Below are 24,747 nucleotides of genomic sequence, written 5' to 3' on the forward strand. Positions count from 1 at the left end.
ACCGCTATCCGGCGGCGTCGTCGTGGAAATGGTTGTAGACGATGCGGGCGACCGATTCCGAAATGCCGGCGACGGCCATCAGGTCCGACATGCCCGCGCGCGACACCGCCTTCGCCGTGCCGAAATGCTGGAGGAGGGCGCGCTTTCGCGTCGGGCCGATGCCGCCGATCTCGTCGAGCGGGTTTTTCACCATTTCCTTCTTGCGCCGTGCCCGGTGTGAGCCGATGGCGAAGCGGTGCGCCTCGTCGCGCAGGCGCTGCACGAAATAGAGCACGGGATCGCGCGGCGGCAGGGAAAAATCCGGAATGCCGCGCATGAAAAAGCGCTCGCGCCCGGCCTCGCGGTCGGCACCCTTGGCGACGCCGATGGCGATCACCTGGTCGGTGATGCCGAGCTCTTCCAGGATGGCGCGCACCGCCGTCATCTGGCCCTGGCCGCCATCGATGAGGATCACGTCCGGCCAGGCGGGGAAGGGCAGGTCGGCAGCTTCCGCGCCGGTCTCGGCGGTGCGGTCCGGCAGGCCCTCTTCCTTGATGAGGCGCGAGAAGCGCCGGGTCATCACTTCCTTCATCATGCCGAAGTCGTCGCCGGGCGTGATGTCGGTCGATTTGATGTTGAACTTTCGGTACTGCCCCTTCACGAAACCTTCCGGCCCCGCCACCACCATGCCGCCGACGGCGTTGGTGCCCATGATGTGCGAGTTGTCGTAGATCTCGATGCGGCGCGGCACGGTGGGCAGCTTGAAGGTCGCCGCGAAACCGTCGAGCAGGCGCGATTGCGAGGCGGTTTCCGCCAGCTTCCGCCCATGCGCCTCGCGGGCATTGGCCACCACATGGTCGACGAGGTCCTTCTTCTCGCCGCGCTGCGGCACGGAGATCGTCACCTTGTAGTTGGACCTTTCGGACAGCGCCTGCGCCAGAAGGTCGATTTCCTCGACCGTTTCGGAGAGCAGGATCTGCCGGGGACAGGGCTTGTCGTCGTAGAACTGCGCGAGGAAGGCGTTCAGCACTTCGCTGCCGGAAAGCTGCGGGTCGGCCTTGGGGAAATAGGCACGGTTGCCCCAGTTCTGCCCGGTGCGGAAGAAGAACACCTGGATGCAGGACACGCCGCCTTCGTGGTGGATCGCAAAAATGTCCGCCTCTTCGACGCCCGCCGGATTGATGCCCTGGTGGCTCTGCACATGGGAGAGTGCCGCCAGCCGGTCGCGATAGACCGCGGCGCGCTCGAAATCGAGGTTTTCCGCCGCGTCATTCATGGCCTCGGCCATGTGCGCTTTCACCTTCTGGCTCTTGCCCGACAGGAAATCCTTCGCCTCCTGCACGAGCTCGCCATAGTCCGCATCGCGGATCTCGTTCGTGCAGGGGCCGGAACAGCGCTTGATCTGGTAGAGCAGGCAGGGCCGCGTGCGGCTTTCGAAGACGCTGTCGGTGCAGGTGCGCAGCAGGAAGGCGCGCTGCAGCGAATTGATCGTGCGGCCCACGGCACCCGCCGAGGCAAACGGGCCGAAATAGTCGCCCTTGCGGCTGCGCGCGCCGCGATGCTTGAAGATCGCCGGCGCCCGCGTGTCGCCCGTCAGCAGGATATAGGGGAAGGACTTATCGTCGCGCAGAAGCACGTTGAAACGCGGGCGTAGGCGCTTGATGAGGTTGGCTTCCAAGAGCAGCGCCTCGGTCTCCGTGCGCGTCGTCACGAATTCCATGTTCGCCGTCTGGCGAATCATCTGCGTGATGCGGTTGGAATGGCCGCGGCCCTGCGCATAGTTGGTCACGCGCTTCTTCAGGCTGCGTGCCTTGCCGACATAGAGCACGTCGCCATCCGCATTGAACATGCGGTAGACGCCGGGGCTGTTGGGCAGGCGCTTGACGAAGAACTCGATCAGCGCGGCGCCGACGACGCCTTCCGGCACGTCGCCGCCTTCGTTCCAGTCCATGCCGGGTGTCGCGACGGCGGGCGCAATGGCGCCTTCGAGCGGGCTTTCCTGAAGCTCGTCGTCCTCTTCCGTCTCGTTTTCGTCATAGAGGATGCCGCCATCCTCTACCTTCCGGCCATTCATTCCGCTATTCCCCCGACATCGGGTGTTTCCCAGGCGAGATGCTGCCCGCCATCGAGCGCTATCATTTGCCCCGTTATGGATGGCGTGTCGAACAAAAAGCGAACTGTTCGGCCGAATTCCCCAAGCGATGGGCCGCGGCGCAGGATCAATCCCTCGACCTGCGCCTGGAAGGCGGCGTCGTCCTGCCGCTCGTTCGGCAGTGACGGGCCGGGGCCGATTGCATTGACGCGCACGCGCGGCGCAAAGCTCTGCGCCATGGTGCGCGTCGCCATCCACAGGGCCGATTTCGAGAGCGTGTAGGAATAGTAGCGCGGCGTCGGGTTCCAGACGCGCTGGTCGATGATGTTGACGATCGAGCCCGCGACGCCTTCGGGAAGCTGGCGCACGAAATCCCGCGCCAGGATCGACGGTGCCTTCACATGCACGGCAAAATGGCGGTCCCACAGCGCGTCGTCGAAGGCCTCGACGGTATCGGGCTTGAACAGCGAGGCGTTGTTGACGAGCAGATCGAGCGGGCCGACCGCAGCGCGCGCCGCCGCAATGAGTCTGGCCGTTGCCGCCCCGTCCGAGAGGTCGCATTGCACGACGGCGGTCGTCACGCCGCGCGCGGCGAGGGCGCTGGCGATCGCGTCCGCCTCGTCGCGGGATTCGTTTGCGTGGATGGCGACGGCAAAGCCGTTCGCCGCGAGATCCTCCACGATGGCCTTGCCGATGCGTTTCGCGCCGCCCGTCACGAGGGCCGTCCTGAGGGGGTTCTTCAAGAAAATCCGTCCTGCCGATTCATTTGTTTAACCGGCCCAAGATATAGACATCCCAGCGCAGGCTTAAACTCCCCCCGACAATTGGTTGCAGAAAAATTAACTGCAAAAGCCACTTCAAAGTAATTTGAAGTATATTTTACCGGTTTTCGCTCTTCTTGAATTCATAGTTAATAAATTCCCTGTTGTTCAAAAGTCACATCCCATTTGTGCCGTGTCTCTGCCACAATCATTTCACATTTTGGCTCTTTCAATTCCTCAATCTTTATTCAATTTCCCCTCAACCGGGCGGGACTGAATTAGAAATGACGACGCCCGACAGCCTCCCAACAGAGGGCGTCGTTCAGTAAAGGAGAATATCATGCGTACACTCATCGCCACCCTCATCGCTTCGACCGTCTCGATGGTTGCTTTCCAGGCCGCTCACGCAGCTGACGCCATCGACGAAGTTCCCCAGGCTCCGGCCGCTGAATATTCCGAGCCGGTCTCGGGCGGCAACTGGGCCGGTGCCTATGCCGGTGGTACGGCAAGCTGGCAGCGCGGTGACTTCAACCGTCAGGGCGATGCCAAGGCAAACGGCCTCGGCGGCGGCGTCTACGGCGGCTACAACATGCAGTCCGGCCAGATCGTCTACGGCGGTGAAGCCGACCTGAACTACTCGGGCGTCGACGCCGAGCGCAACGGCCTGAAGGCCAAGCAGGGCGTCAACGGCTCGATCCGCGGCCGCGTCGGTATCGACCTGAACCCGGTCCTGCTCTACGGCACCGCCGGTGTTGCAGGCACGAATGTCGAGCTGAAGAACGGCGCCGGCAAGGACGACCGCAACATGGTCGGCTGGACCGCCGGTGCGGGTGCTGAAGCCTTCGTGACCAACAACGTCACGGCGCGCGTCGAATACCGCTACAGCGACTACCAGAAGAAGGGCTTCAACCTCGGCGGCGACAAGGTCAAGTCGGGCTTCGAAGACCACAGCGTCCGCGTCGGTCTCGGCGTGAAGTTCTAAGCCTCACGGCTCTGGAATACGGAAAGGCCGGGCGAAAGCCCGGCCTTTTTGTTTGTGCTCAATCCTTGAACTGCGCGAAGTCTGGGAAGACGGCTTCGAAGCGGGAGAGGAAGCGCTTCAGCTTCGGCCGGCCGCGCTGCCACTTTCCTTCGAAGCGCAGTTCGATGTAGCGCAGCATGGCGGCGAGGGCGAAATGGCCGCCATTTGGCTTCTTGCCAAGCCGCGGCATGTTGGCTTCGAGATGATCGAGCGCGCGCTCGGCTTTTTCCCACTGCCGGTCGATCCAGGGCTGGTGGATCTTATCCTCCGGCCGGAAACGGCGTTCATAGACGATGGCGAGCAGGCAGTCGCAAATGCCGTCCGCGGTCGCTTCCAGCACGTCCACTTCGGTGCGCTTAGAAGCATTTCGTGGATAGAGCGAGCCGCGCGTCTGGCGGTCGATATAGTTCATGATGGCGCGGCTGTCGAAGACGGCGAGGCCATCGTCGGTCACCAGCGCCGGGATCTTGCCGAGCGGGTTGGCGGCCAGCAGTTCGGCCGGGTCGGCATTGGTGTCGGTGGCGATCGCTTCGACCGGCAGCCCGGCAAAATGCGCGGCCATGCGCACCTTGGTGGAATAGGGCGATGTGGTGGAATAGAAGATTTTCATCAGCAGGGTCCTGTTTTAGCGGATGGGCGGTTGTTCGATGGATTTGGCGCGGCAGGCCGCGCGGTCGACTTCTGGGCAGGGGCGGAAGGAAAGGTCCGGCGTCATGCAGATGCGCACTTCTTCCAGCCGTCCGTCCTCGCAGGTGACCGCGATGCCCTTGCGGTCGAGCCCGGGATTGGCGGCGGTAAAGGCCTGCTCCATGGCATCGGGCGCAAGGCGCGCGCCGCCGCGCTGCGGCTCCGCCTCCGCCGGAATGCGGACGCGTTCAAAGGCCGCGCGGGTGACGGCGAAATAGTCCTTCTGGCTGAGGCCCGAGCAGGAGCCGTGCTTGCGCCACTGGTGGCCGACAAGGCCCATGGAAGGGATGATGTCCAGAACGGTGCGGCCGAGATTGTCCGGCACCCGGTCCGGCTCGCGGGTCCGGCAGAATTCCGGATAGCCGCGGTCGTTCTGCGGCCAGAGCCCGTGCACGATGAAGCCGTTGTTCTCGCCGCGCCGGCATTGCTGGGTCTTGCCGGTGGAATCATTGCCTGCGCACCAGGTCGGCGACCAGGAGAGCGAGAGCACGTAGAAATCGAACCCCTTGCCGAGCGGGATTTTTTGCGCCTGCGTCTGCGGCGTCTTGCGGTTGACCTCGGTCTTCGGCTTTTCGGCCGGCTTCTCCTCGCTGCAGCCGGCAAGCATGGCAAACCCAGCGAGGAGCAGGCCTGCGGATCGCGCAAAGGGGGAAAGCGGCAGCCAGCTCATCGATCGGCGGCTGCGAGGAAAGGCGTCATGAAAGTCTCCCGGTTCGGCGCGCGATTGTTGCCGCCGAACGGCAAAGGTCAAGAGGCCTTCGTTTCGCCCGCAAGCCAGAAGGCACGCGCCGAGGCGAAGCGATCCTGCGCCAGCCGCTCTTTCAGGAAGGGCAGCAGTACGTCGAGCTCCGGCTTCAGCGTGAAGGGCGGATTGACCACGATGAGGCCGGAGCCCGTCAGCCCGGTCGTCTCCCGGTCGCTGCGTACGGTCAGTTCGGCACAGAGCATCTTGGGAATGCCCGTCTCCTTCAGCGCCTTGTGGAAGGCGGCGATGGGCGCGTTCTTCTTCAGTGGATACCACAGGCAATAGACCCCGCCGGGAAAGCGCCGCACGGCCTTTTGCAGCCCGTCGACCAGCCGCTCGTATTCGCCCTCGATCTCGAAGGGCGGATCGACCAGCACGATGCCGCGCTTTTCCTTCGGCGGCAGGTGCGCGCCGAGCGAAAGCCAGCCGTCGAGCCGGGTGACGCGGCTCTGGAAATCGCCGTCGAACAGCCGATGCAGCGTCTCGTAGTCATCCGGATGCAGCTCCATGGCGGAGAGCCGGTCCTGCGGGCGGAAGAGCTGGCGCACCAGTTTTGGCGAGCCGGGATAATAGGTTAGCCCGCCATGCGGATTCAGTTCGTGAACGACCTTCAGGTAGGGCGCGAGGATATCCGCCACCGCTGCCGGCATGTCGCCGTCGATCAGTCGGCCGATGCCGTCGAGCCATTCGCCGGTCTTCTGCGCTTCCTCGCTGGAGAGGTCGTAGAGCCCGAGACCGGCATGGGTATCGAGCACGCGAAACGCCTTGTCCTTGCCCTGCATGTAGAGCACGAGGCGGGCGAGCACGGCATGTTTCAGCACGTCCGCGAAATTGCCGGCGTGGTAGATGTGGCGGTAGTTCATTGTGCGACACCCACGATCATCCGCGCTGATGCGACGATGAATTGTTGCGATGGTAGAATGATTTGCCTTTTGGCACTTTGCGCTCTGCCATATAGAAAAGCCATGAACGTTGCGACCCCCAATCTCGGAAAACCCCGGATCGGCCATTCCGCCTGTCCGCACGACTGTCCCTCCACCTGCGCGCTCGATATAGAGATCGGCGCGGATGGCCGCATGGGCCGCGTCAAGGGCAGCGCCGACAACAGCTACACGGCCGGCGTCATCTGCGCCAAGGTCGCCCGCTACGCCGAGCGCCTCTACCATCCCGACCGCCTGATGAAGCCGATGGTGCGCAAGGGCGAGAAGGGCAGCGGCGACTGGGCCGACATCTCCTGGGAGGCGGCGCTCGACGCGATCGCCGAAGCCTTCGTCAAGGCTGAGCAGGCGCACGGCACGGAGGCCGTCTGGCCCTATTATTACGCCGGCACGATGGGCCAGGTGCAGCGCGATTCCATCGAGCGCCTGCGCCACGCAAAACGCTATTCCGGCTTCTTCGATTCGATCTGCACCAACCCCGCCTGGACCGGCTTTACCATGGGCGCCGGCACGCTGCGCGGCCCCGATCCGCGCGAGATGGCGAAGTCGGATTGCGTGGTGATCTGGGGCACGAACGCCGTCTCGACGCAGGTCAACGTGATGACCCACGCGGTGAAGGCGCGCAAGGAACGCGGCGCCAAGATCGTCGTCATCGACATCTACGACAACCCGACGATGAAAACGGCCGATCTCGCGCTGAAACTGCGGCCGGGCACGGACGCCGCGCTCGCCTGCGCCGTCATGCACGTCGCCTTCCGCGATGATTACGCCGACCGCGCCTATATGGAGAAATTCGCCGACGACCCGGCCGGCCTCGAAGCGCATCTTGCGACGCGCAACCCGGAATGGGCCGCCGCGATCACCGGCCTCAGCGTCGAGGAGATCGAGACCTTTGCCGCCCTCGTCGGCCGCACCAAGAAGAGCTTCTTCCGCCTCGGCTACGGTTTCACCCGCAGCCGCAACGGGGCGGTCTCCATGCATGCCGCACTCTCCATCGCCACCGTGCTCGGCTCCTGGCAATATGAGGGCGGCGGCGCCTTCCACAGCAACTCGTCGATCTTCCACCTGCGCAAGAGCGAGCTGATGGGCACGAGGCTCATCGATCCGGATATCCGCGTGCTCGACCAGTCGCAGATCGGCCGCGTGCTGACCGGCGATGCCGTGGCGCTCCGCCATCGCGGCCCCGTTACGGCCATGCTGATTCAGAACACCAATCCGGTGAATGTGGCGCCTGAGCAGCGCCTGGTGAAACAGGGTTTTGAACGCGATGACCTGTTCGTCGCAGTGCACGAGCAGTTCATGACCGATACGGCGAAGCTCGCCGATATCGTCATCCCCGCCACCATGTTCGTCGAACATGACGACCTCTACCGCGGCGGCGGCCACCAGCACATCCTGCTCGGCCCGAAACTCGTCGAGCCGCCCGCCACCGTGCGCACCAATCTCTTCGTCATCGAGGAACTGGCAAAGCGTCTCGGCGTCGACGGGATGCCCGGGTTTGGGCTGTCCGAGCAGGAGCACATCACCCGCATGCTGCCCTATTACGAAATGGATTTCGACGGCCTCAAGCAAGAGAAGTGGATCGATTGCCAGCCGGATTTCGAGACCGCGCATTTTTCCAAGGGTTTCGGCTTCCCGGACGGCAAATTCCGCTTCCGCCCGAAATGGATCGACACGCCGGCGCCCAACCGGCCGCCAAAGGTGCTCGGCGCCTTCGGCCCGCACGCGGCGCTGCCAGCCTTTCCGGATCACGTCGAGCTCATCGAGACGCCGGATGCCGAGCACCCGTTCCGCCTCGCCACGTCGCCCGCCCGCATGTTCCTCAACTCCAGCTTTACGGAGACCAAGGGCTCGCGCGAGCGTGAGGGCCGGCCGGAGGTGATGATCCACCCGCAGGATGCGACGGCCGAGGGCATCGCGGAGGGCGATATCGTCCATCTCGGCAATGTCCGCGGCGATATCCGCCTGCACGCGAAGATCACCGACAGCGTGAAGCCCGGCGTGCTGATCGCCGAGGGCATCTGGCCGAATTCCGCCCATCTCGACGGGGAGGGCATCAATGTGCTGACCGGCGCCGATCCCGTCGCACCCTATGGCGGTGCCGCCTTCCACGACAACCGCGTCTGGCTGCGCAAGGCCTGATTCCACCTGAAGGATTTTCCATGACGGCTCCAGCCACGTCCGCCATCCGCATCGTCGACCAGCAGACGGTCTGGAAACGCTTCATCCACCTTCGCACGCTCGTCATCGAACAGACCCGCGCCGATGGCCGGGTCGAACGGCTCGACCGCGAGGTGCATGACCACGGCCCGGCGGCCTCGGTGCTGCTGGTCGATCCCGCCCGCCAGTCGCTCATCCTCGTGCGCCAGTTCCGCCCCGGCGCCTTCTTCGGCGGCCATTTCGATGGCTTCCTGCTGGAAGTGCCAGCGGGCCTGCTCGATGACGACGCGCCCGAAGAGGCCGTCGCCCGCGAGGCGATGGAAGAGACCGGTTATGCCGTGCGCGATGTGTGCCACCTCTTCGACATCTATTCGAGCCCCGGCACGCTAACAGAACGCGTCGGCTGCTTCGTCGCCCGCATCGATGCCACAAAGCGCGACGGCAAGGGCGGCGGCGTGGACGGCGAGGGGGAGGATATCGAGATCGTCGAAATGCCCATCGACGAGGCCTATGGGCTGATCGCCACCGGCGGCATTCAGGATGCCAAGACGATCGTGCTGCTGCAATGGCTGACGCTGCATCGGGGTGAATTCGGCTGAGGGCGGCATGCCCGTCGGAAATCATCTAGCGTCTCCCTCAAGGATAGGACGATGCGGGAATCCCCTTCTCCCCTAGGGGGAGAAGGTGCCGGCAGGCGGATGAGGGGGAGGTCGCAAACGCTAGAGATCCCTCCGTGCCACCCCCTCATCCGACCCTTCGGGCCACCTTCTCCCCGCGGGGGGAGAAGGGAATGAGGCATCGTCCTGCCCGATATGCAATTGCGCTGCCGACATAAGTCTCTTCGCTTTGTGGGAAGTGGTTGGGGAGGGACCTTCCCCCGAAAGCCTTGACAAACGGGCGTGGTCATGCGCTTTTCCGCGCGATTTTCATGGTCGCTGCGCCGGGTTCTTCCCGCGCGGCCCTTCAGCATTTCAGGATAGCACGATGCACCGTTACCGCAGCCACACCTGCGCCGCCCTCCGCAAGTCCGACGTCGACGCCACCGTCCGTCTTTCCGGCTGGGTCCACCGCGTTCGAGATCATGGCGGCGTGCTCTTCATCGACCTTCGCGACCATTACGGCATCACCCAGGTCGTCGCCGACCCCGATTCGCCGGCCTTCAAGATGGCCGAAACCGTGCGTGGCGAATGGGTGATCCGCATCGACGGCCGCGTCAAGGCGCGCACCGAAGACACGATCAACAAGACCATGCCGACCGGCGAGATCGAGCTTTACGCGCAGGAAATCGAGGTTCTCTCGGCCGCCAAGGAACTGCCGCTGCCCGTCTTCGGCGAGCCGGACTATCCGGAAGACGTGCGCCTGAAGTACCGCTTCATCGATCTTCGCCGCGAAACGCTGCACAAGAACATCATCAAGCGCACGCAGATCATCTCCTCCATGCGCAAGGGCATGGGCGAGGCGGGTTTTGCCGAATACACAACGCCGATCCTGACCGCCTCCTCGCCGGAAGGGGCTCGCGACTTCCTCGTGCCGTCGCGCGTCCATGAAGGCAAGTTCTTCGCCCTGCCGCAGGCGCCGCAGCAGTACAAGCAGTTGCTGATGGTTGCGGGCTTCGACCGCTACTTCCAGATCGCGCCGTGCTTCCGCGACGAAGACCCGCGCGCCGACCGCCTGCCGGGCGAATTCTACCAGCTCGACGTCGAGATGAGCTTCGTCACCCAGGAAGACGTCTGGGACACGATGGAGCCGATGATGACGGCCGTCTTCGAAGAGTTTGCCGACGGCAAGCCGGTGACGAAGCAGTGGCCGCGCATCCCCTATGACGAGGCGATCCGCAAGTATGGCTCCGACAAGCCGGACCTGCGCAACCCGATCGTCATGCAGGCCGTGACCGACCATTTCGCCGGCTCCGGCTTCAAGGTCTTCGCGAACATGATCGCGTCGAACCCGAAGGTGCAGGTCTGGGCGATTCCGGCCAAGACCGGCGGCTCCCGCGCCTTCTGCGACCGCATGAACGCCTGGGCGCAGTCGACCGGCCAGCCCGGCCTCGGCTACATCTTCTGGCGCAAGGAGGGCGAGAAGCTCGAAGGCGCTGGCCCGCTGGCAAAGAACATCGGCGAGGAGCGCACGGAAGCGGTTCGTCAGCAGCTCGGTCTCGAAGACGGCGACGCCTGCTTCTTCGTCGCCGGCGATCCGGCCAAGTTCTACAAGTTTGCCGGCGAAGCCCGCACACGCGCCGGTGAAGAACTGAACCTCGTCGATCGCGACCGCTTCGAATTCTGCTGGATCGTCGACTTCCCGTTCTACGAATATAACGAGGACGAAAAGAAGATCGACTTCGCGCACAACCCCTTCTCCATGCCGCAGGGCGGCATCGAGGCGTTCGACAGCAAGGATCCGCTGGACCTCAAGGCCTACCAGTACGACGCAGTCTGCAACGGCTTCGAAATCGCCTCGGGCTCGATCCGTAACCAGTCGCCGGACCTGATGGTCAAAGCCTTCGAAAAGGTCGGCCTCAGCCAGACGGACGTGGAAGAGCGCTTCGGCGGCCTCTATCGCGCGTTCCAGTACGGTGCACCGCCGCACGGCGGCTGCGCCTTCGGTATCGACCGTGTCGTCATGCTGCTCGTCGGCGCCAAGAACCTGCGTGAGATCTCGCTGTTCCCGATGAACCAGCAGGCACAGGACCTGCTGATGAACGCCCCGTCGCCGGCAACGCCCACGCAGCTGCGCGAACTGGCCCTGCGCGTCGTTCCGACGGCGAAGAAGGACTAATCGCAAAACCTCTCCTCCGTCATGGTCGGGCTTGACCCGACCATCCAACACTTCGAGCAAGCCGGTGGATCCTCGGGTCGAGCCCGAGGATGACCTGGAGGTGGGGCGGAACTTCAAAAAAAGGGCCGGTGGAAACGCCGGCCCCTTTCTTTTTGCCGAAAGACGCCACAATGCCGCGAATTCGCCGCCAGTCGATCAGAATTCAGCGCGCAATCAGTCGAAATGCACCCCTAGCGTGAAGTTGCGCCCACAGAGGCGATTCACGACTGGAGGGACTTTTCATGACGACGACCGAAGCGGACGATCCCGTCCCCGCATCATTCCCGCATGCGCTAAACCCCGAGCCGCGCGGCAACCTCGCCACCTTCCTGCGCTCGCCGGGCGTCAAGTTCATCATGATCGGCATCATCTCCGTAGCGCTGCTCGTGCCGCTGCTTCTCGTCTGGGGCCTGACGGAAGAGCGGGCGCAGCGCGCGGCCGATGTCTCGCGCCGCATCGCCAATGGCTGGGGCGGTGATCAGACGATCAACGGTCCCTATCTGGCGGTGCCCTTCTTCGTGCAGCGCAGTCGAGACGTGGATGGCCGCACGATCGTTGATCAGGTAACCGAATGGGCGCTGGTGATGCCGGAGACGCTCGATGTCACGGCGGACCTGAAGACCGAGGAGCGCAAGCTCTCGATCTACACGCTGCCGGTCTACAACGGCGCGCTGACGCTCAAGGGTCGTTTCGGTAAGGGCATCTTGCAGGACCTGACGCAGTTTCCGGGCGAACCGCAGCTCGACCGGGCGTTCCTGGTGCTCGCCATCAACGACATTACCGGCATCCGCTCCGATGCCGGCGTGAAGATCGACAATGGCGCGGTTCTGCCCTTCGATCCCGGCATGCGGCAGGTGTCCGCCATGGCCATCGCCGCCGCTGACGGCTACCCGACGCCGCAGACGAATGTCGGCGTGCACCGGGCGATCGAACGGCCGCTCGTCGAAAACGGCTTTGCCTTCGAGATCGCGCTGTCGCTGAACGGCTCACGCAGCTTTGCGGTCGCGCCCGCCGGCCAGACGACGAGTTTTGCCGCCAAGGCCGACTGGCCGCATCCGGGCTTCGAGGGTCTCTTCCTGCCGGAGCAGAAGTCCGTCACCGCGACGAATTTCGAGGCCAAGTGGACGATCCCCTATCTCGCCCGCGGCATCGACCGGGTCGCTGCCGGCTCGACGCTGCCGCTGTCGGGCAGCCTGATGACGATCAACCTCGTGGAGCCCGTCCAGTTCTACCAGGTGATCTCGCGCACGCTGAAATATTCGATCGGCTTCATCTCGCTCGTCTTCCTCGCCGTCTTCGTCGTCGAACTGAAGGGCGGGCGCATGGTGCACTGGATCCAGTATGTGCTGACGGGCCTTGCGCTCATCGTCTTCTATGTGCTGCTGCTGGCGCTTGCCGAACATACCGGCTTCACCATCGCCTATGCGGTGGCGGCGCTCGCCACGACGCTGCTGATCGCCGCCTATCTCGGCAGCGCCACGGGGAGCCAAAAGAACGGCCTGTCGCTCGGCGCCGTGCTGCTCTCGGCCTATGGCGTGATGTATCTGGTGCTGCGCGAGGACGAATACGCGCTGCTCGCCGGTGCGCTCATCTCCTTCGTCACCATCGCGGCGACCATGTACGCGACGCGCCGCGTCGAATGGTCGGCGCCGGTGCCACAGGCGATCCCGGCTCGCTGAGCCGCAAAACAAAAAGCCCGGAGCAGACGCTCCGGGCTTTCTTCGTTTGAGGCTGCCGAAAGGCTTACATTTCCTCGTTGGCCGTCACCGTCACGCCGAGGACCTGCGGGATGGTCTGCGGTGCGCCCATGGCGGCACCCATGATCATCGGGAACGGCACCGGCTCCTTCGGCTCGGCGCTGATCTTCAGGCTCTTCGGGTCGTCGAGATAGGTGTTGACGGCGGCCGAGATCTGGTTCTGCAGGTCAGGCATGTTGAGCTGGGCGATCATGATCGGAACCAGGCCCTTCAGCGACTGTGCCATCTGGTCGCCCGAGACACCCTGTTCGCTGCCGGCATAGTCGAGCAGCTTCTTGGTGATCGAGGCATCCTCGAAGGACAGCGACGCGCTGTTGAAGGTCAGCTGCTGCACGAGGCCCATCATCGCCATGCCCATGGCGGCGTTGGCCTCTTCCTTGTTCGGGTTGGCTTCGGCGGTCTTGATGGCCTCCTGCAGGTTCTTCAGGAAATCCAGCGTGTAGCCGGAGAATTCCAGCGACAGGTTGAGACGACCGATATCCTTGAAGTCGAAGGCATATTCGTCGACCGCGAGCTTGCCGCTGGCGAGCTCCCAGCTGCCGGACATGTTGACCTTGCCTTCCAGTGACTGGATGCCGAGCTTGGCAAGCGTGTCCTTGGCCTTGGGGTCCTCGACGGTCGTCAGGTCCGCCTTGAGGTCGTTGAGCGTGGCGTCGAATTCGAGGCCGGCATCGGCATCCATGCGGGTGATGTTCGCTTCCATGCCGGACATGGAGAAGACTTCCTTGCCCTTGGTCGAGACGCTGACCGGGCCGGCGGTTGCCGATTCGTACATCAGCAGCGATTCGAGCGTGCCGGGAACCACGGTGCCGGGGATCGATACGCCGTTCAGCGCGAGGTCCTTGGCCGAAACCGTCGCTTCTGCCTCGGTGACGTCGATGTCCTGGAATGCGACGGTCTCGATCGTGTAGCCGCCTTCGCCGTCTTCCTCGACGCCTTCCATGGTGATGGTGCCGAGCTTGATCGGCGCTTCGGCGCCCGTCGCCTTCAGCTCGGTGCCTTCCAGCGTCACGGTCGAGCCGTCGACGCCGACATTCGAATAGCCGATGGTAACGCCGCTCGTGGCATAGGTGGCATTCAGCTTCGCCATCAGATCCGCGCCGTCGAGCGCAAATGCGGGGCTTGCCAGGGTGGCGAGCGCAGCGCCGGCGAGAAGGGTGCGGAAATGGGAGGTGCGCATCATAGGTTTGGCTCTCTTTCTGGATTTTTTCGACGGCTGCCTTGCCGTTACCGCTCATAGACGTGCGGCGCGGTGACTATATTCGGGCCGGCGCAACTTTCCATGGCTTTCTCGCCCGCCCGCCGGTTTTCTCCGACAGGCTTTACAAAGCACTATCCACAGCCGGATTACCCGGATTCCTTGCCGCGAATCGGTCCGCGGGCTAGTCAAGTCCCATGGGACAAAACACCTTGCCGCCGGATGGCGGAGACGACAACATTCTGCCGGTCGACCTCAAGGCGGCGCTGGAAGAGCGCTACCTTGCCTATGCGCTGTCGACCATCACGCAACGCGCGCTGCCGGATGTGCGCGATGGCCTGAAGCCGGTCCATCGCCGCATCATCCATGCGATGAGCGAGATGGGCATCCGCGCCAACTCCTCGTTCAAGAAATGCGCCCGTATCGTCGGCGACGTCATCGGTAAATTCCACCCGCATGGCGACCAGTCGGTCTATGACGCGCTGGTGCGCCTCGCGCAGGATTTCTCGCAGCGCTATCCGATCGTCGACGGACAGGGCAATTTCGGCAATATCGACGGCGATAACGCCGCCGCCTACCGATACACCGAAGCGCGCATGACGGATGTCGCGACGCTGCTACTCGACGGCATCGACCAGGACGCCGTGGACTTCCGCCTGACCTACAACGAGGAAGACGAGGAGCCGGTCGTCCTGCCGGGCGCCTTCCCGAACCTGCTCGCAAACGGTTCCTCCGGCATCGCCGTCGGCATGGCGACGTCCATTCCCTCGCACAATGTGCATGAACTCTGTGACGCCGCACTTCATCTCATCCGCCATCCCGATGCCGAGCTCGAAAAGCTCGTCGAATTCGTGCAGGGCCCGGACCTGCCGACCGGCGGCATCATCATCGACAGCCGCGAGAGCATCACCGAAGCCTACCGCACGGGCCGCGGCGGTTTCCGCGTGCGCTCGAAGTGGCAGACGGAAGATCTCGGCCGCGGCGGCTACCAGATCGTCATCACCGAAATTCCCTACCAGGTGCAGAAGTCGCGGCTGATCGAGAAGATCGCCGAACTGCTGATCGCCCGCAAGCTGCCGCTGCTCGAAGACATCCGCGACGAATCGGCGGAAGACGTGCGCATCGTGCTGGTGCCGAAGAGCCGCACGGTCGATCCGACGATCCTGATGGAATCGATGTTCAAGCTCTCCGAGCTCGAAAGCCGCATTCCGCTCAACATGAACGTGCTGTCGATGGGCCGCGTGCCGCGCGTCATGGGCCTCAAGGAAGTCCTCGTCGAGTGGCTCGCCCACCGGCGCGAAGTGCTCCAGCGCCGCTCGCGCCACCGGCTCGCCGCGATCGACCGCCGGCTGGAAATCCTCGGCGGCTACCTTGTCGCCTATCTCAACCTCGACGAGGTGATCCGCATCATCCGCGAGGAGGACGAGCCGAAGGTTTCGTTGATGGAGACCTTCTCGCTCACGGACGTGCAGGCCGAAGCGATCCTCAACATGCGCCTGCGCTCCTTGCGCAAGCTGGAAGAATTCGAGATCCGCACCGAATTCGACACGCTGTCGAAGGAGAAGGCGGAGATCGAGGCGCTGCTCGCCTCCGACGAAAAGCAGTGGCAGACCGTCGCCTGGGAAATCGGCGAAGTCCGCAAGAAATTCGCGAAAGCCACCGAGCTCGGCCGCCGCCGCACCCAGTTCGCCAGCGCGCCGGATGCCGATGTCGAGGCCATCCAGCAGGCGATGATCGAGAAGGAGCCGGTCACGGTCGTCATCTCGGAAAAGGGCTGGATTCGCGCGCTGAAGGGCCACATGTCCGATACGTCCGGCCTCCAGTTCAAGGAGGGCGACGCGCTGAAGGTGGCCTTCCCGGCGCAGACCACGGACAAGGTTCTGATCGTGACGACGGGCGGCAAGGTCTACACGCTCGGCGCCGACAAGCTGCCGGGCGGCCGCGGCCATGGCGAACCGCTGCGCATCATGGTCGACATGGAGAACGACCAGGACGTGCTGACCGCCTTCGTGCACGATTCGTCGCGCAAGCTCATCGTCGCCTCGCAGGCCGGCAACGGCTTCATCGTCGCGGAAACCGAGATGGTCGCCAACACCCGCAAGGGCAAGCAGGTGATGAATGTCGGCATGCCGGACGAGGCGAAGCTCGTCGTTCCAGTGCGCGGCGACCACGTTGCCGTCGTCGGCGAAAACCGCAAGCTGCTGGTCTTCCCGCTTTCGCAGCTGCCGGAAATGACACGCGGCAAGGGCGTGCGCCTGCAACGCTACAAGGATGGCGGCGTCTCGGACCTGCGCTGCTTCGCCATCGCCGACGGCCTCACCTGGGACGACAGCGCCGGCCGCAACTTCGTGCGCAGCAAGGACGAACTCGCCGAATGGATCGCCGACCGCGCCACCGCCGGCCGCACCGTGCCGAAGGGTTTCCCGAGGAGCGGCAAGTTCAGCGGCTGATCAGCCGGAATAGGGGATGCTGACGTCGCGGAGGAAGCGCATCGTCAGTGCTTCGCCAGTTCGCGAAGCGCCTCCTTGTACTTCTCCATGCCAATGCGGGCGGCTTCCAATTGCCTGGCCATATCGTCATCCGTCGGCGGCAGTGGGCTATCGCGCTTTTCATCCTTGCGTCATCGGTGCCAGAGCCTCCTTGCCTACCATAACGCGTAAATCAAGAGCGTAACACCTCACCCCGTAAACGGAAACTCCGCCGCTGGGTCGCCTTGCCGGGCGGCGCGGGATTTTGAGCGCATCTGCCAGAGGGAATGGGCAAGCAGCGCGAGGATGAGGATGGAGCCGCCGATCAGGGTTTGGGTGGTGGGGGTTTCGGAGAAGACGATCCAGACCCAGATGGGGGCGAGCACGGTCTCGACCAGGTAGAACATGCCGACTTCCGGTGCCGAGAGGTAGCGCGGGCCGGTGGCGAGGCACCAGAAGGCGAGGGGCAGCAGCACGAGGCCGTTGAAGAGGATGTAGACCGGTTCGGCGACCGTCAGGCCGCCGGGGGGAAGGAAGAACAGCGCGACGATGCCCGAGAGTACGGCGGCGACGAGTGGCACGAAGCCCATGTCGGCGCCGCTTCTGCGGCTGAGCGTCAGGGCGATGGCCAGCAGCAGGGCCGAACAGGCGGCCATCGCATCGCCGAAGACGTTTCCGCTCGAAAGCCCGTCATGCACGATCAGCAGGACGCCGGCGACCATGGCGCCCATGGTCAGGAGGGTCGCGTTGCTCGGCCGCTCGCCCAGGAAGATCCAGGAGAGGATTGCCGCGAACATCGAGGTGAAGGCGAGGATGAAGACGACATTGGCTGTCGTCGTGTTGAAGACCGCCAGCATGAAGGTCAGCCCGTTGATGCCGTAGACCAGGCCGATCAGCAGGCCGATGCGGCCGGGAATGAGCACCGTCTTGCGGCGGAAAACGAAATTCAGGACGGCCCACAGAACGAGCGCCATCACGAACACCGAGATATTGCGCAGGACGACCATCGACCAGACGTCACCGTCGGCGGAGCGGATCAGCGGGATATCGAAGGAGAGGGCAAGGCCGCCGATGGCGGTGATGAGAAGCCCCTTGCGGTGAAGGGCCGGGTCATTCTTCTGGGACAAGGCGGCAATCGATTCTACGGCTGGGGTTCGCTATTTTCCCCATCATAGCGCTCCCAGCCGCGCGGCATCAGGTGTTCCTGCGGCAAAAACTTTGTTTTGTAGTCCATTTTGCGCGAACCCTTGACCCAATAGCCGAGATAGACATGCGGCAGGCCGAGCGCCTGGGCGCGGCGGATGTGGTCGAGGATCATGAAGGTGCCGAGAGAGCGTTCGGCGCGTTCCGGATTGTAGAAGGAATAGACCATCGAGAGGCCGTCGCCCATACGGTCGGTCAGCGCCACGGCGAGCAGCTCGCCTTGCGGGCGCTCCTGAAGGCCGGAGCCCTCCTCGCGCAGGCGGTATTCGATGATCTTGGTGTGCACATGGGTGTCCTCCACCATCATCGCATAATCGAGCACCGACATGTCCGACATGCCGCCCTTCTGGTGGCGGGCGTCGAGATAGGTGCGGAACAGCGAATATTGCTCGCTGGAGGGTTCGGCCGGATATTCGTGCGAGATGAGGTCGGCATTCGTCGCCTGCACGCGGCGCATGGAGCGGCGCGGTTCGAATTCGTTGACAAGGATGCGCACGGAAATGCAGGCGCGGCAGGTTTCGCAGGCCGGACGATAGGCGATGTTCTGCGAGCGGCGGAAGCCGCCCTGGGTCAGGAGGTCGTTCAGCTCCGGCGCGCGCTCACCCACCAGATGGGTAAACACCTTCCTCTCCATCTCCTGCGGCAGATAGGGGCAAGCCGCCGGCGCGGTGAGATAGAACTGCGGAGAGGATGTTGCCTGCGTATTCATCGGCCGTGAGGCGACTCCGTCGTGTGACACTTCTATGCCAATACCATGGCCTAGTTCGAAAAAAGGTCAACTGGCGCATGACCCTTCAAACCGCAATCGGTTTGCGATCATGCGCCGAACGGAGGGTCCTGGCCCGTCCGTTCCCTCAATAGCGGTCGCGGCGGACCACCACGGTGCCGAGCAACAGGTCGTGCAGCAGGCGCCCGCGATCGGTGAAGAGGCCGACGAGCACGATGAACGGCGTCAGTACCGCATTGCCGATCCAGAACAGCACGAGATGCACAATGGCCGTCAGGAAATCGACCGGCCGGCCGTCGGTGCGGGCCAAGGCGAGGCCCATGACGTTCATGCCGGCGCTCGCCTGGCTCGGGCCGCCCATCGTCAGGCCGAAATAGAGCATGGCGACGATGGCGAAGAGCGCCGGATAGAGAAAGAAACCGAGGCCGAGCGTCAGGATGCCGAGGAAGAACACGATGACGGCGGCCGGAACCCACAGCAGCGCGACGATCGCATAGTCGATCAGAAACGCAAAGACCCGGCGCGACAGCACGCCGCGATAGGCCTGCCAATCCGTCGTCGGAACCCGCGTTTCATTAAAGTCGGCGCTCATCTCATTGTCTCCCGAAAGGAACATGCCTGTTATATGGGGAGGCTTTTTGGGGAAAACAACGGTGATTGGGATTGGGGGTGTATGCCCCTCATCCGGCCTGCCGGCCACCTTCTCCCCGCAAGCGGGGCGAAGGTGATATGCCGCGCCGTCTTCCTAACTCTCTGCCGGAGAGTTGGGCACGCCCCCTCTCCCTGCTTGCGGGGAGAGGGCTAGGGTGAGGGGCAAATCAGATTTCAGCCCTTGCGGGCGAGATGCCGCGCCACATCCATCGCAAAATAGGTCAGGATGCCGTCACACCCGGCGCGCTTGAACGCCAGCAGGGTTTCCAGCATGACGCGTTCGCCGTCGATCCAGCCGTTCATCGCGGCGGCCTTGATCTGGCTGTATTCGCCGGAAACCTGGTAGGCGAAGACCGGGAGGCTGAAGGCTTCCTTCATGCGCCAACAGATGTCGAGATAGGGTAGGCCGGGCTTGACCATCAGCATGTCGGCGCCTTCCTCGACGTCGAGCGCCGCGTCGCGCATCGCTTCGGTGCCGTTGGCGGGGTCGATGTAATAGGTCTTCTTGTCGCCCTTCAGGAGCCCGCCGGTGCCGATCGCATCACGATAGGGGCCGTAGAAGGCGGAGGCGAACTTCGTCGCATAGGCCATGATGCCGACATTCTGGTGGCCCGCGGCATCGAGCGCCTGGCGGATCGCGCCGACCCGCCCGTCCATCATCTCGGACGGCGCAATGATGTCGGAGCCGGCATCGGCCTGGAGCACGGCGGCCTTCGCCACCAGTTCGACCGTCTCATCGTTGACGATGACGTCGCCGCGCAGCACGCCGTCATGGCCATGGCTGGTGAAGGGATCGAGCGCGACATCGGTAATGACGCCGATGTTCGGCACCGCCTTCTTGATGGCGCGGGTCGCCTCGTTGATCAGGTTGTCGGCGGCGAGACAGTGGGAGCCCGTCTCGTCGCGCAGGCTCATCTCGATGTTCGGGAAGGTGGCGAGCGCCGGAATGCCGAGATCGGCGGCTTCCTTGGCGGCTTCCACGAGCCTGTCGATGCTCATGCGGTTGACGCCCGGCATGGCCGCGACCGGATCGACGACGTTCGTGCCCGGCACCACGAAGACCGGCCAGATGAGGTCATCGACCGTCAGGCGGTTTTCCTGCACGAGGCGGCGCGTCCAGTCGGCCTTCCGGTTGCGCCGCATGCGGCGGTGTCCGGTGATCTCGTCGACGATGTTCCTGCTGCCGGTCATGATGTTTCTTCCCTTGCATGGGTCCTTTGCCGCCTCCTTATCACGCAAAAACCATCGATCAAATCGCGAGCGGTGAGGGGGCCTGCGGCATATGGCCGTGCATGACGGATTTTGCGGGCTTTATACCAGCCTACCTTGCCCTTACTGTCCGCGCCATGGTTGCTGATTCTGCCAAGGGCCCGAGATCTAGCCTGACCGAAACGCTGTTCGTGCTGTTCCTGCGGCTCGTGGCGCTCGGCTCGCTGTGGTTCGCGTTGCAATATTGGGCGATGCTGACCGGCGTCTCCTTCAACGGGCAGGGGCGCTTCGATCTCCTGCCGCCGGCGTGGAAGGCGGCCTATACGGCGCTTGCCGTCCTGTTCCCGGTCGCGGCCGTCGGGCTTTGGCTTCTGGTGTCCTGGGGGCCGGTGATCTGGCTCATCGCGGCGGCCACCGAAATCGCCATGCACGAGGCCTATCCGTCCATTTTCGGCATCGACCGGCTGCTGGTTTTCATGCATGCCGCAATCGCCATCGTCTTCGTGCTTTTCCGCCTCGCGCTCTTCATCCAGCGCCGCCGCCAGGCCCGCACGGTAAGAACTGATTCACCCTGAGACAGGGTCGCCTTCCGGTAAGGCGCTGTTAAGCCTGCGGTTTAAGTAGAATTTTAGATGCATTCGTTAGGTTCTCACTCAAGGCGGGAAAACAAACCACACCGCCAAACAAAACAGTGAGGCAGTAACCATGAACACCAAGATGAAGCCGCAGCAGGCCCCCGTCGTCGACCCGCAGGAAGACGCGATCCGCAACCTCTATCTGGAATCCCTCCACCTCGTTGAGCGTCTGCACCGTCGCCTGCTCGACGTGATTAAGGACGAGTTCGACCGTGGCGGTCGCTCCGACGTCAACGCCGTCCAGGCGCTGCTCCTCTTCAACATCGGCAATTCGGAACTGACGGCAGGCGAGCTGCGCTCCCGCGGCTACTACCTCGGCTCGAACGTCTCCTACAATGTGAAGAAGCTGGTCGACCTCGGCTTCATCAACCACCAGCGCTCGCGCATCGACCGTCGCTCGGTCCGCATCAGCCTGACGGAAAGCGGCCAGGAAATCGCCGAAACCGTCGCCAAGCTCTACGAGCGCCACATCGGCTCGATCCAGAAGGTCGGCGGCATCGGCGAAGGCGAATTCAACCAGATGAACAAGCTGCTCCAGCGCCTCGATCGCTTCTGGAACGACTCGATCCTCTACCGCCTGTAATCGTCGCGCGACAGTTTCGACCTCCTCCCTAAAAGCCGGCCGCGTTCCCTGCGCGTCCGGCTTTTCGCGTTTTGCGGCTGGCACTTGCGGGCCGCGGCGCCCGCCGAGACACGAATTGGCCATATTGCTGTGACACCCGGACAGTGGGGTTTGAGGTATGCGCGGGCGGCAGGGCCGGTTTGCGTTTGTTAACCCTGTTCGTGATAGCTGCATCGGGTATGGACCTTTTGGGTCGCCGTGCCACGTGCACCTCGCCGCCTTTCGCGGCGCTCAGGAGATGGTAGGATAAATGTCTCGCAAAACCGGATTTGATGTGTTCTCGCGCCGCGCATTCCTGCGCTCTGCCGCAACCTTCGGCGCCGCCGCAGTGGCCGGCCAGGCGCTCGCCCAGACGGCGCTCGACGACATCCTCAATGCTCCGCGCCGCGGCAACTGGGACGACCAGTTCGACGCCGAGGCATCGCGCACTGCCACCGCCGTCGTCTCCAACAACCCGATCTTCGGCTCCGGAAGCTCTGGCTACCTGCAGCAGGCGATCATGGATTACCAGAACATCGTGTCGAGCGGCGGCTGGCCGACCATCAACACGCAGCAGAAGCTTGAAATGGGCGTCGCCGACCCGGCTGTGGCGCAGCTGCGCCAGCGCCTGATCATCTCCGGCGACCTGCCGCGCTCCGCCGGCACGAACGGCGCCTTCGATTCCTACGTGGACGGCGCCGTCAAGCGCTTCCAGGCCCGCCATGGCCTGCCGTCCGACGGTGCCGTCGGCGAATATACGCTGAAGGCGCTCAACGTTCCGGCCGATACCCGCCTCGGCCAGCTCCAGACGAACCTCGTTCGCCTCCAGGCCATGTCCGGCGACCTCGGCCGCCGTTACGTCATGGTCAACATCCCGGCCGCCTATATCGAGGCCGTCGAGAGTGGCCGCGTCGCCTCGCGCCACACCGCCATCGTCGGCAAGATCGACCGCCAGTCGCCGGTGCTGAATTCCAAGATCTACGAAGTGATCCTCAACCCTTACTGGACCGCGCCGCGCTCGATCATCCAGAAGGACATCATGCCGCTGATGCGCAAGGATCCGACCTACCTGTCGCGCAACTCGATCCGCCTGTTCGACGGCAATGGCGGCGAAGTCTCGCCGGAGACGGTCGACTGGAACGCCGAAAAGGCGCCGAACCTGATGTTCCGCCAGGACCCGGGCAAGATCAACGCCATGTCTTCCACGAAGATCAACTTTCACAACGAACACCAGGTCTACATGCACGACACGCCCCAGCAGGGCCTGTTCAACAAGCTGATGCGCTTCGAATCGTCGGGCTGCGTGCGCGTGCAAAACGTGCGCGACCTTTCGGTGTGGCTGCTCAAGGACACGCTCGGCTGGTCGCGCTCGCAGATGGAATCGACCATCAAGAGCGGCGTCAACACGCCGATCAAGCTGGCGGAAGAAGTGCCGGTGTTCTTCACCTACATCACCGCCTGGTCGGCCAAGGACCGCGTCGTGCAGTTCCGCGACGATATCTACCAGAAGGACGGCGCCACCGAACTCGCCCTCCAGACCAACTACAACCAGGAAGGCGGCCAGGCCGTCGACAGCGACCTGTTGCCGCAATAAGGCCATTCGTCGTACTTTTTCAAAGGCCCCGCTTCCGAAAGGAATGCGGGGCCTTGCTGTTTTCAGGCATTTGGCGGCTTGTCGTTTTTGTCTCATAACGCGCGCGGAAATGGCGCAAACCGTGGAGCGGATATTGCCCTTGCCATGCGAGGACGATAAACACCGTGCCACCCACCCTTAAGGAGCCTCGAGGATGAGCAATTCTTCCGCTACCGACGTTTTCTTCACGCGTTCCCTTGCCGATACCGATCCGGAAATTTTCGGCTCCATCCAGAAGGAACTCGGTCGCCAGCGCCACGAGATCGAACTGATCGCCTCGGAAAACATCGTTTCGCGCGCCGTGCTCGAAGCCCAGGGCTCGATCATGACGAACAAGTACGCTGAAGGCTATCCGGGCAAGCGCTATTACGGCGGCTGCCAGTTCGTCGACATCGCCGAGGAACTCGCCATCGAGCGTGCGAAAAAGCTGTTCGGTGTCGATTTCGCCAATGTCCAGCCGAATTCCGGTTCGCAGATGAACCAGGCCGTCTTCCTCGCGCTGCTCCAGCCGGGCGATACCTTCATGGGCCTCGACCTCAATTCGGGCGGCCACCTGACGCATGGTTCGCCGGTCAACATGTCCGGCAAGTGGTTCAACGTCGTCTCCTATGGCGTGCGTGAAGAAGACCACCTGCTCGACATGGACGACGTCGCTGAGAAGGCGCGCAAGAACAAGCCGAAGCTCATCATCGCCGGCGGCACCGCCTATTCCCGCATCTGGGACTGGAAGCGCTTCCGCGAGATCGCCGATGAAGTTGGCGCCTACCTGATGGTCGACATGGCGCACATTGCCGGCCTCGTTGCCGGTGGCCAGCACCCGTCGCCGTTCCCGCACTGCCATGTTGCCACGACCACCACGCACAAGTCGCTGCGCGGCCCGCGCGGCGGCATCGTGCTCACCAACGACGCGGAAATCGCCAAGAAGATCAACTCGGCCGTCTTCCCGGGCCTCCAGGGCGGCCCGCTGATGCACATCATCGCCGCCAAGGCCGTCGCCTTCGGCGAAGCGCTGCAGCCGGAATTCCAGGACTACGCGGCACAGGTCGTCAAGAACGCCAAGGCGCTTGCCGAAACGCTGAAGGCCGGTGGCCTCGACATCGTGTCCGGCGGCACCGACAACCACCTGATGCTGGTCGACCTGCGCAAGAAGAACGCGACCGGCAAGCGCGCGGAAGCAGCCCTCGGCCGCGCCTACGTCACCTGCAACAAGAACGGCATCCCCTTCGATCCGGAAAAGCCCTTCGTCACCTCGGGCGTGCGTCTCGGCACGCCGGCGGGCACGACCCGCGGCTTCAAGGAAGCCGAGTTCCAGGAAATCGGCAACCTGATCGTCGAGGTTCTCGACGGCCTGAAGGTTGCCAATTCCGACGAGGGCAATGCCGCGGTGGAAGCGGCCGTTCGGGAAAAGGTCGTCAAGCTGACGGACCGCTTCCCGATGTACACCTATATGTAAGGCAGCAGTTCCAGG

19 protein-coding genes and 1 pseudogene are annotated in these 24,747 nt (G+C 63.6%); 10 read left to right on the plus strand and 10 right to left on the minus strand.

Features of this window, described 5'->3' with window-relative positions:
- Positions 1–4 precede the first annotated feature (4 nt).
- Together uvrC and J2Y63_RS05200 are read right to left on the minus strand one after the other, a co-directional pair.
- Positions 5–2,053, minus strand: coding sequence for an excinuclease ABC subunit UvrC (uvrC, locus tag J2Y63_RS05195; RefSeq protein ID WP_435265227.1), 2,049 nt, complete (start codon positions 2,051–2,053; stop codon positions 5–7).
- The gene (locus J2Y63_RS05200; protein ID WP_435265228.1) at positions 2,050–2,814 is read right to left on the minus strand and encodes an SDR family oxidoreductase; all 765 of its coding nucleotides are present in this window, start codon (positions 2,812–2,814) and stop codon (positions 2,050–2,052) included. Before J2Y63_RS05200 ends, uvrC begins: the two co-directional genes overlap by 4 nt.
- A 358-nt stretch (positions 2,815–3,172) precedes the next feature.
- On the opposite strand from J2Y63_RS05200, the gene J2Y63_RS05205 reads away from it, so the two are divergent.
- Positions 3,173–3,814 (plus strand): outer membrane protein, encoded by a 642-nt coding sequence (locus J2Y63_RS05205; RefSeq protein ID WP_256118880.1) that lies wholly within the window; start codon positions 3,173–3,175, stop codon positions 3,812–3,814.
- Positions 3,815–3,872: 58 nt separating this feature from the next.
- Here the strand turns inward: J2Y63_RS05205 and J2Y63_RS05210 are convergent, their stop codons facing one another.
- The 3 genes and pseudogenes from J2Y63_RS05210 to J2Y63_RS05220 all read right to left on the minus strand — a co-directional run.
- The gene (locus J2Y63_RS05210; protein ID WP_435265229.1) at positions 3,873–4,463 is read right to left on the minus strand and encodes a glutathione S-transferase family protein; all 591 of its coding nucleotides are present in this window, start codon (positions 4,461–4,463) and stop codon (positions 3,873–3,875) included.
- A gap of 15 nt (positions 4,464–4,478) precedes the next feature.
- Positions 4,479–5,210, minus strand: coding sequence for a ribonuclease T2 family protein (locus J2Y63_RS05215; RefSeq protein ID WP_435265230.1), 732 nt, complete (start codon positions 5,208–5,210; stop codon positions 4,479–4,481).
- Between the two features lie 107 nt (positions 5,211–5,317).
- A pseudogene (locus J2Y63_RS05220) lies at positions 5,318–6,295 on the minus strand (23S rRNA (adenine(2030)-N(6))-methyltransferase RlmJ); the annotation flags it as partial.
- Here J2Y63_RS05220 and J2Y63_RS05225 point away from each other — a divergent pair.
- The 4 genes from J2Y63_RS05225 (at position 6,206) to creD (ending at position 12,876) form a co-directional block, all read left to right on the plus strand.
- Entirely contained in the window at positions 6,206–8,365 is a 2,160-nt protein-coding gene (locus tag J2Y63_RS05225; RefSeq protein ID WP_435265231.1) for a molybdopterin-containing oxidoreductase family protein, read from the plus strand. The pseudogene J2Y63_RS05220 and the gene J2Y63_RS05225 overlap by 90 nt on opposite strands.
- A 20-nt stretch (positions 8,366–8,385) precedes the next feature.
- Positions 8,386–8,982, plus strand: a complete 597-nt coding sequence (locus J2Y63_RS05230) for an NUDIX domain-containing protein (protein WP_435265232.1) — start codon at positions 8,386–8,388, stop codon at positions 8,980–8,982.
- 385 nt (positions 8,983–9,367) lie between these two features.
- Positions 9,368–11,158: an aspartate--tRNA ligase gene (gene aspS, locus J2Y63_RS05235; protein WP_435265233.1), complete on the plus strand. Its 1,791-nt coding sequence runs from the start codon at positions 9,368–9,370 to the stop codon at positions 11,156–11,158.
- 281 nt (positions 11,159–11,439) lie between these two features.
- Entirely contained in the window at positions 11,440–12,876 is a 1,437-nt protein-coding gene (gene creD, locus J2Y63_RS05240; protein WP_435265234.1) for a cell envelope integrity protein CreD, read from the plus strand.
- A gap of 64 nt (positions 12,877–12,940) precedes the next feature.
- Here creD and J2Y63_RS05245 read toward each other — a convergent pair whose 3' ends face one another.
- Positions 12,941–14,137: a hypothetical protein gene (locus J2Y63_RS05245; protein WP_256118888.1), complete on the minus strand. Its 1,197-nt coding sequence runs from the start codon at positions 14,135–14,137 to the stop codon at positions 12,941–12,943.
- A 212-nt stretch (positions 14,138–14,349) separates the two neighbouring features.
- Here J2Y63_RS05245 and parC point away from each other — a divergent pair, with 212 nt between their 5' ends.
- On the plus strand, positions 14,350–16,602 hold the full coding sequence (gene parC, locus J2Y63_RS05250) for a DNA topoisomerase IV subunit A (RefSeq protein ID WP_256118889.1): 2,253 nt from the start codon (positions 14,350–14,352) through the stop codon (positions 16,600–16,602).
- Between the two features lie 227 nt (positions 16,603–16,829).
- Here parC and J2Y63_RS05255 read toward each other — a convergent pair whose 3' ends face one another.
- The 4 genes from J2Y63_RS05255 to hemB form a co-directional block, all read right to left on the minus strand.
- A complete protein-coding gene (locus J2Y63_RS05255) occupies positions 16,830–17,747 on the minus strand; it encodes a DMT family transporter (protein WP_435265235.1) in 918 nt (305 codons plus the stop codon).
- A 14-nt stretch (positions 17,748–17,761) separates the two neighbouring features.
- Positions 17,762–18,532, minus strand: a complete 771-nt coding sequence (locus tag J2Y63_RS05260; protein ID WP_256118891.1) for an arginyltransferase — start codon at positions 18,530–18,532, stop codon at positions 17,762–17,764.
- A 145-nt stretch (positions 18,533–18,677) separates the two neighbouring features.
- Positions 18,678–19,142 carry an RDD family protein gene (locus J2Y63_RS05265; protein ID WP_435265236.1) on the minus strand — a complete coding sequence of 155 codons (465 nt, stop codon included), beginning with the start codon at positions 19,140–19,142 and terminating at the stop codon, positions 18,678–18,680.
- Positions 19,143–19,375: 233 nt separating this feature from the next.
- Complete coding sequence (gene hemB, locus J2Y63_RS05270) at positions 19,376–20,392, minus strand: porphobilinogen synthase (protein WP_256118894.1); 1,017 nt, start codon at positions 20,390–20,392, stop codon at positions 19,376–19,378.
- A 155-nt stretch (positions 20,393–20,547) separates the two neighbouring features.
- Here hemB and J2Y63_RS05275 point away from each other — a divergent pair, with 155 nt between their 5' ends.
- The 4 genes from J2Y63_RS05275 (at position 20,548) to glyA (ending at position 24,732) form a co-directional block, all read left to right on the plus strand.
- Complete coding sequence (locus J2Y63_RS05275; protein ID WP_256118895.1) at positions 20,548–20,985, plus strand: DUF6163 family protein; 438 nt, start codon at positions 20,548–20,550, stop codon at positions 20,983–20,985.
- Positions 20,986–21,115: 130 nt separating this feature from the next.
- The gene (gene ldtR, locus J2Y63_RS05280; protein ID WP_256118896.1) at positions 21,116–21,628 is read left to right on the plus strand and encodes a transcriptional regulator LdtR; all 513 of its coding nucleotides are present in this window, start codon (positions 21,116–21,118) and stop codon (positions 21,626–21,628) included.
- Positions 21,629–21,917: 289 nt separating this feature from the next.
- The gene (locus J2Y63_RS05285) at positions 21,918–23,240 is read left to right on the plus strand and encodes a L,D-transpeptidase family protein (protein WP_435265237.1); all 1,323 of its coding nucleotides are present in this window, start codon (positions 21,918–21,920) and stop codon (positions 23,238–23,240) included.
- A gap of 193 nt (positions 23,241–23,433) precedes the next feature.
- Complete coding sequence (glyA, locus tag J2Y63_RS05290) at positions 23,434–24,732, plus strand: serine hydroxymethyltransferase (RefSeq protein WP_256118898.1); 1,299 nt, start codon at positions 23,434–23,436, stop codon at positions 24,730–24,732.
- Positions 24,733–24,747 lie beyond the last annotated feature (15 nt).

Origin of the sequence: Shinella sp. BE166 (assembly GCF_051201095.1) — a bacterium.
Lineage (GTDB): Bacteria > Pseudomonadota > Alphaproteobacteria > Rhizobiales > Rhizobiaceae > Shinella > Shinella lacus.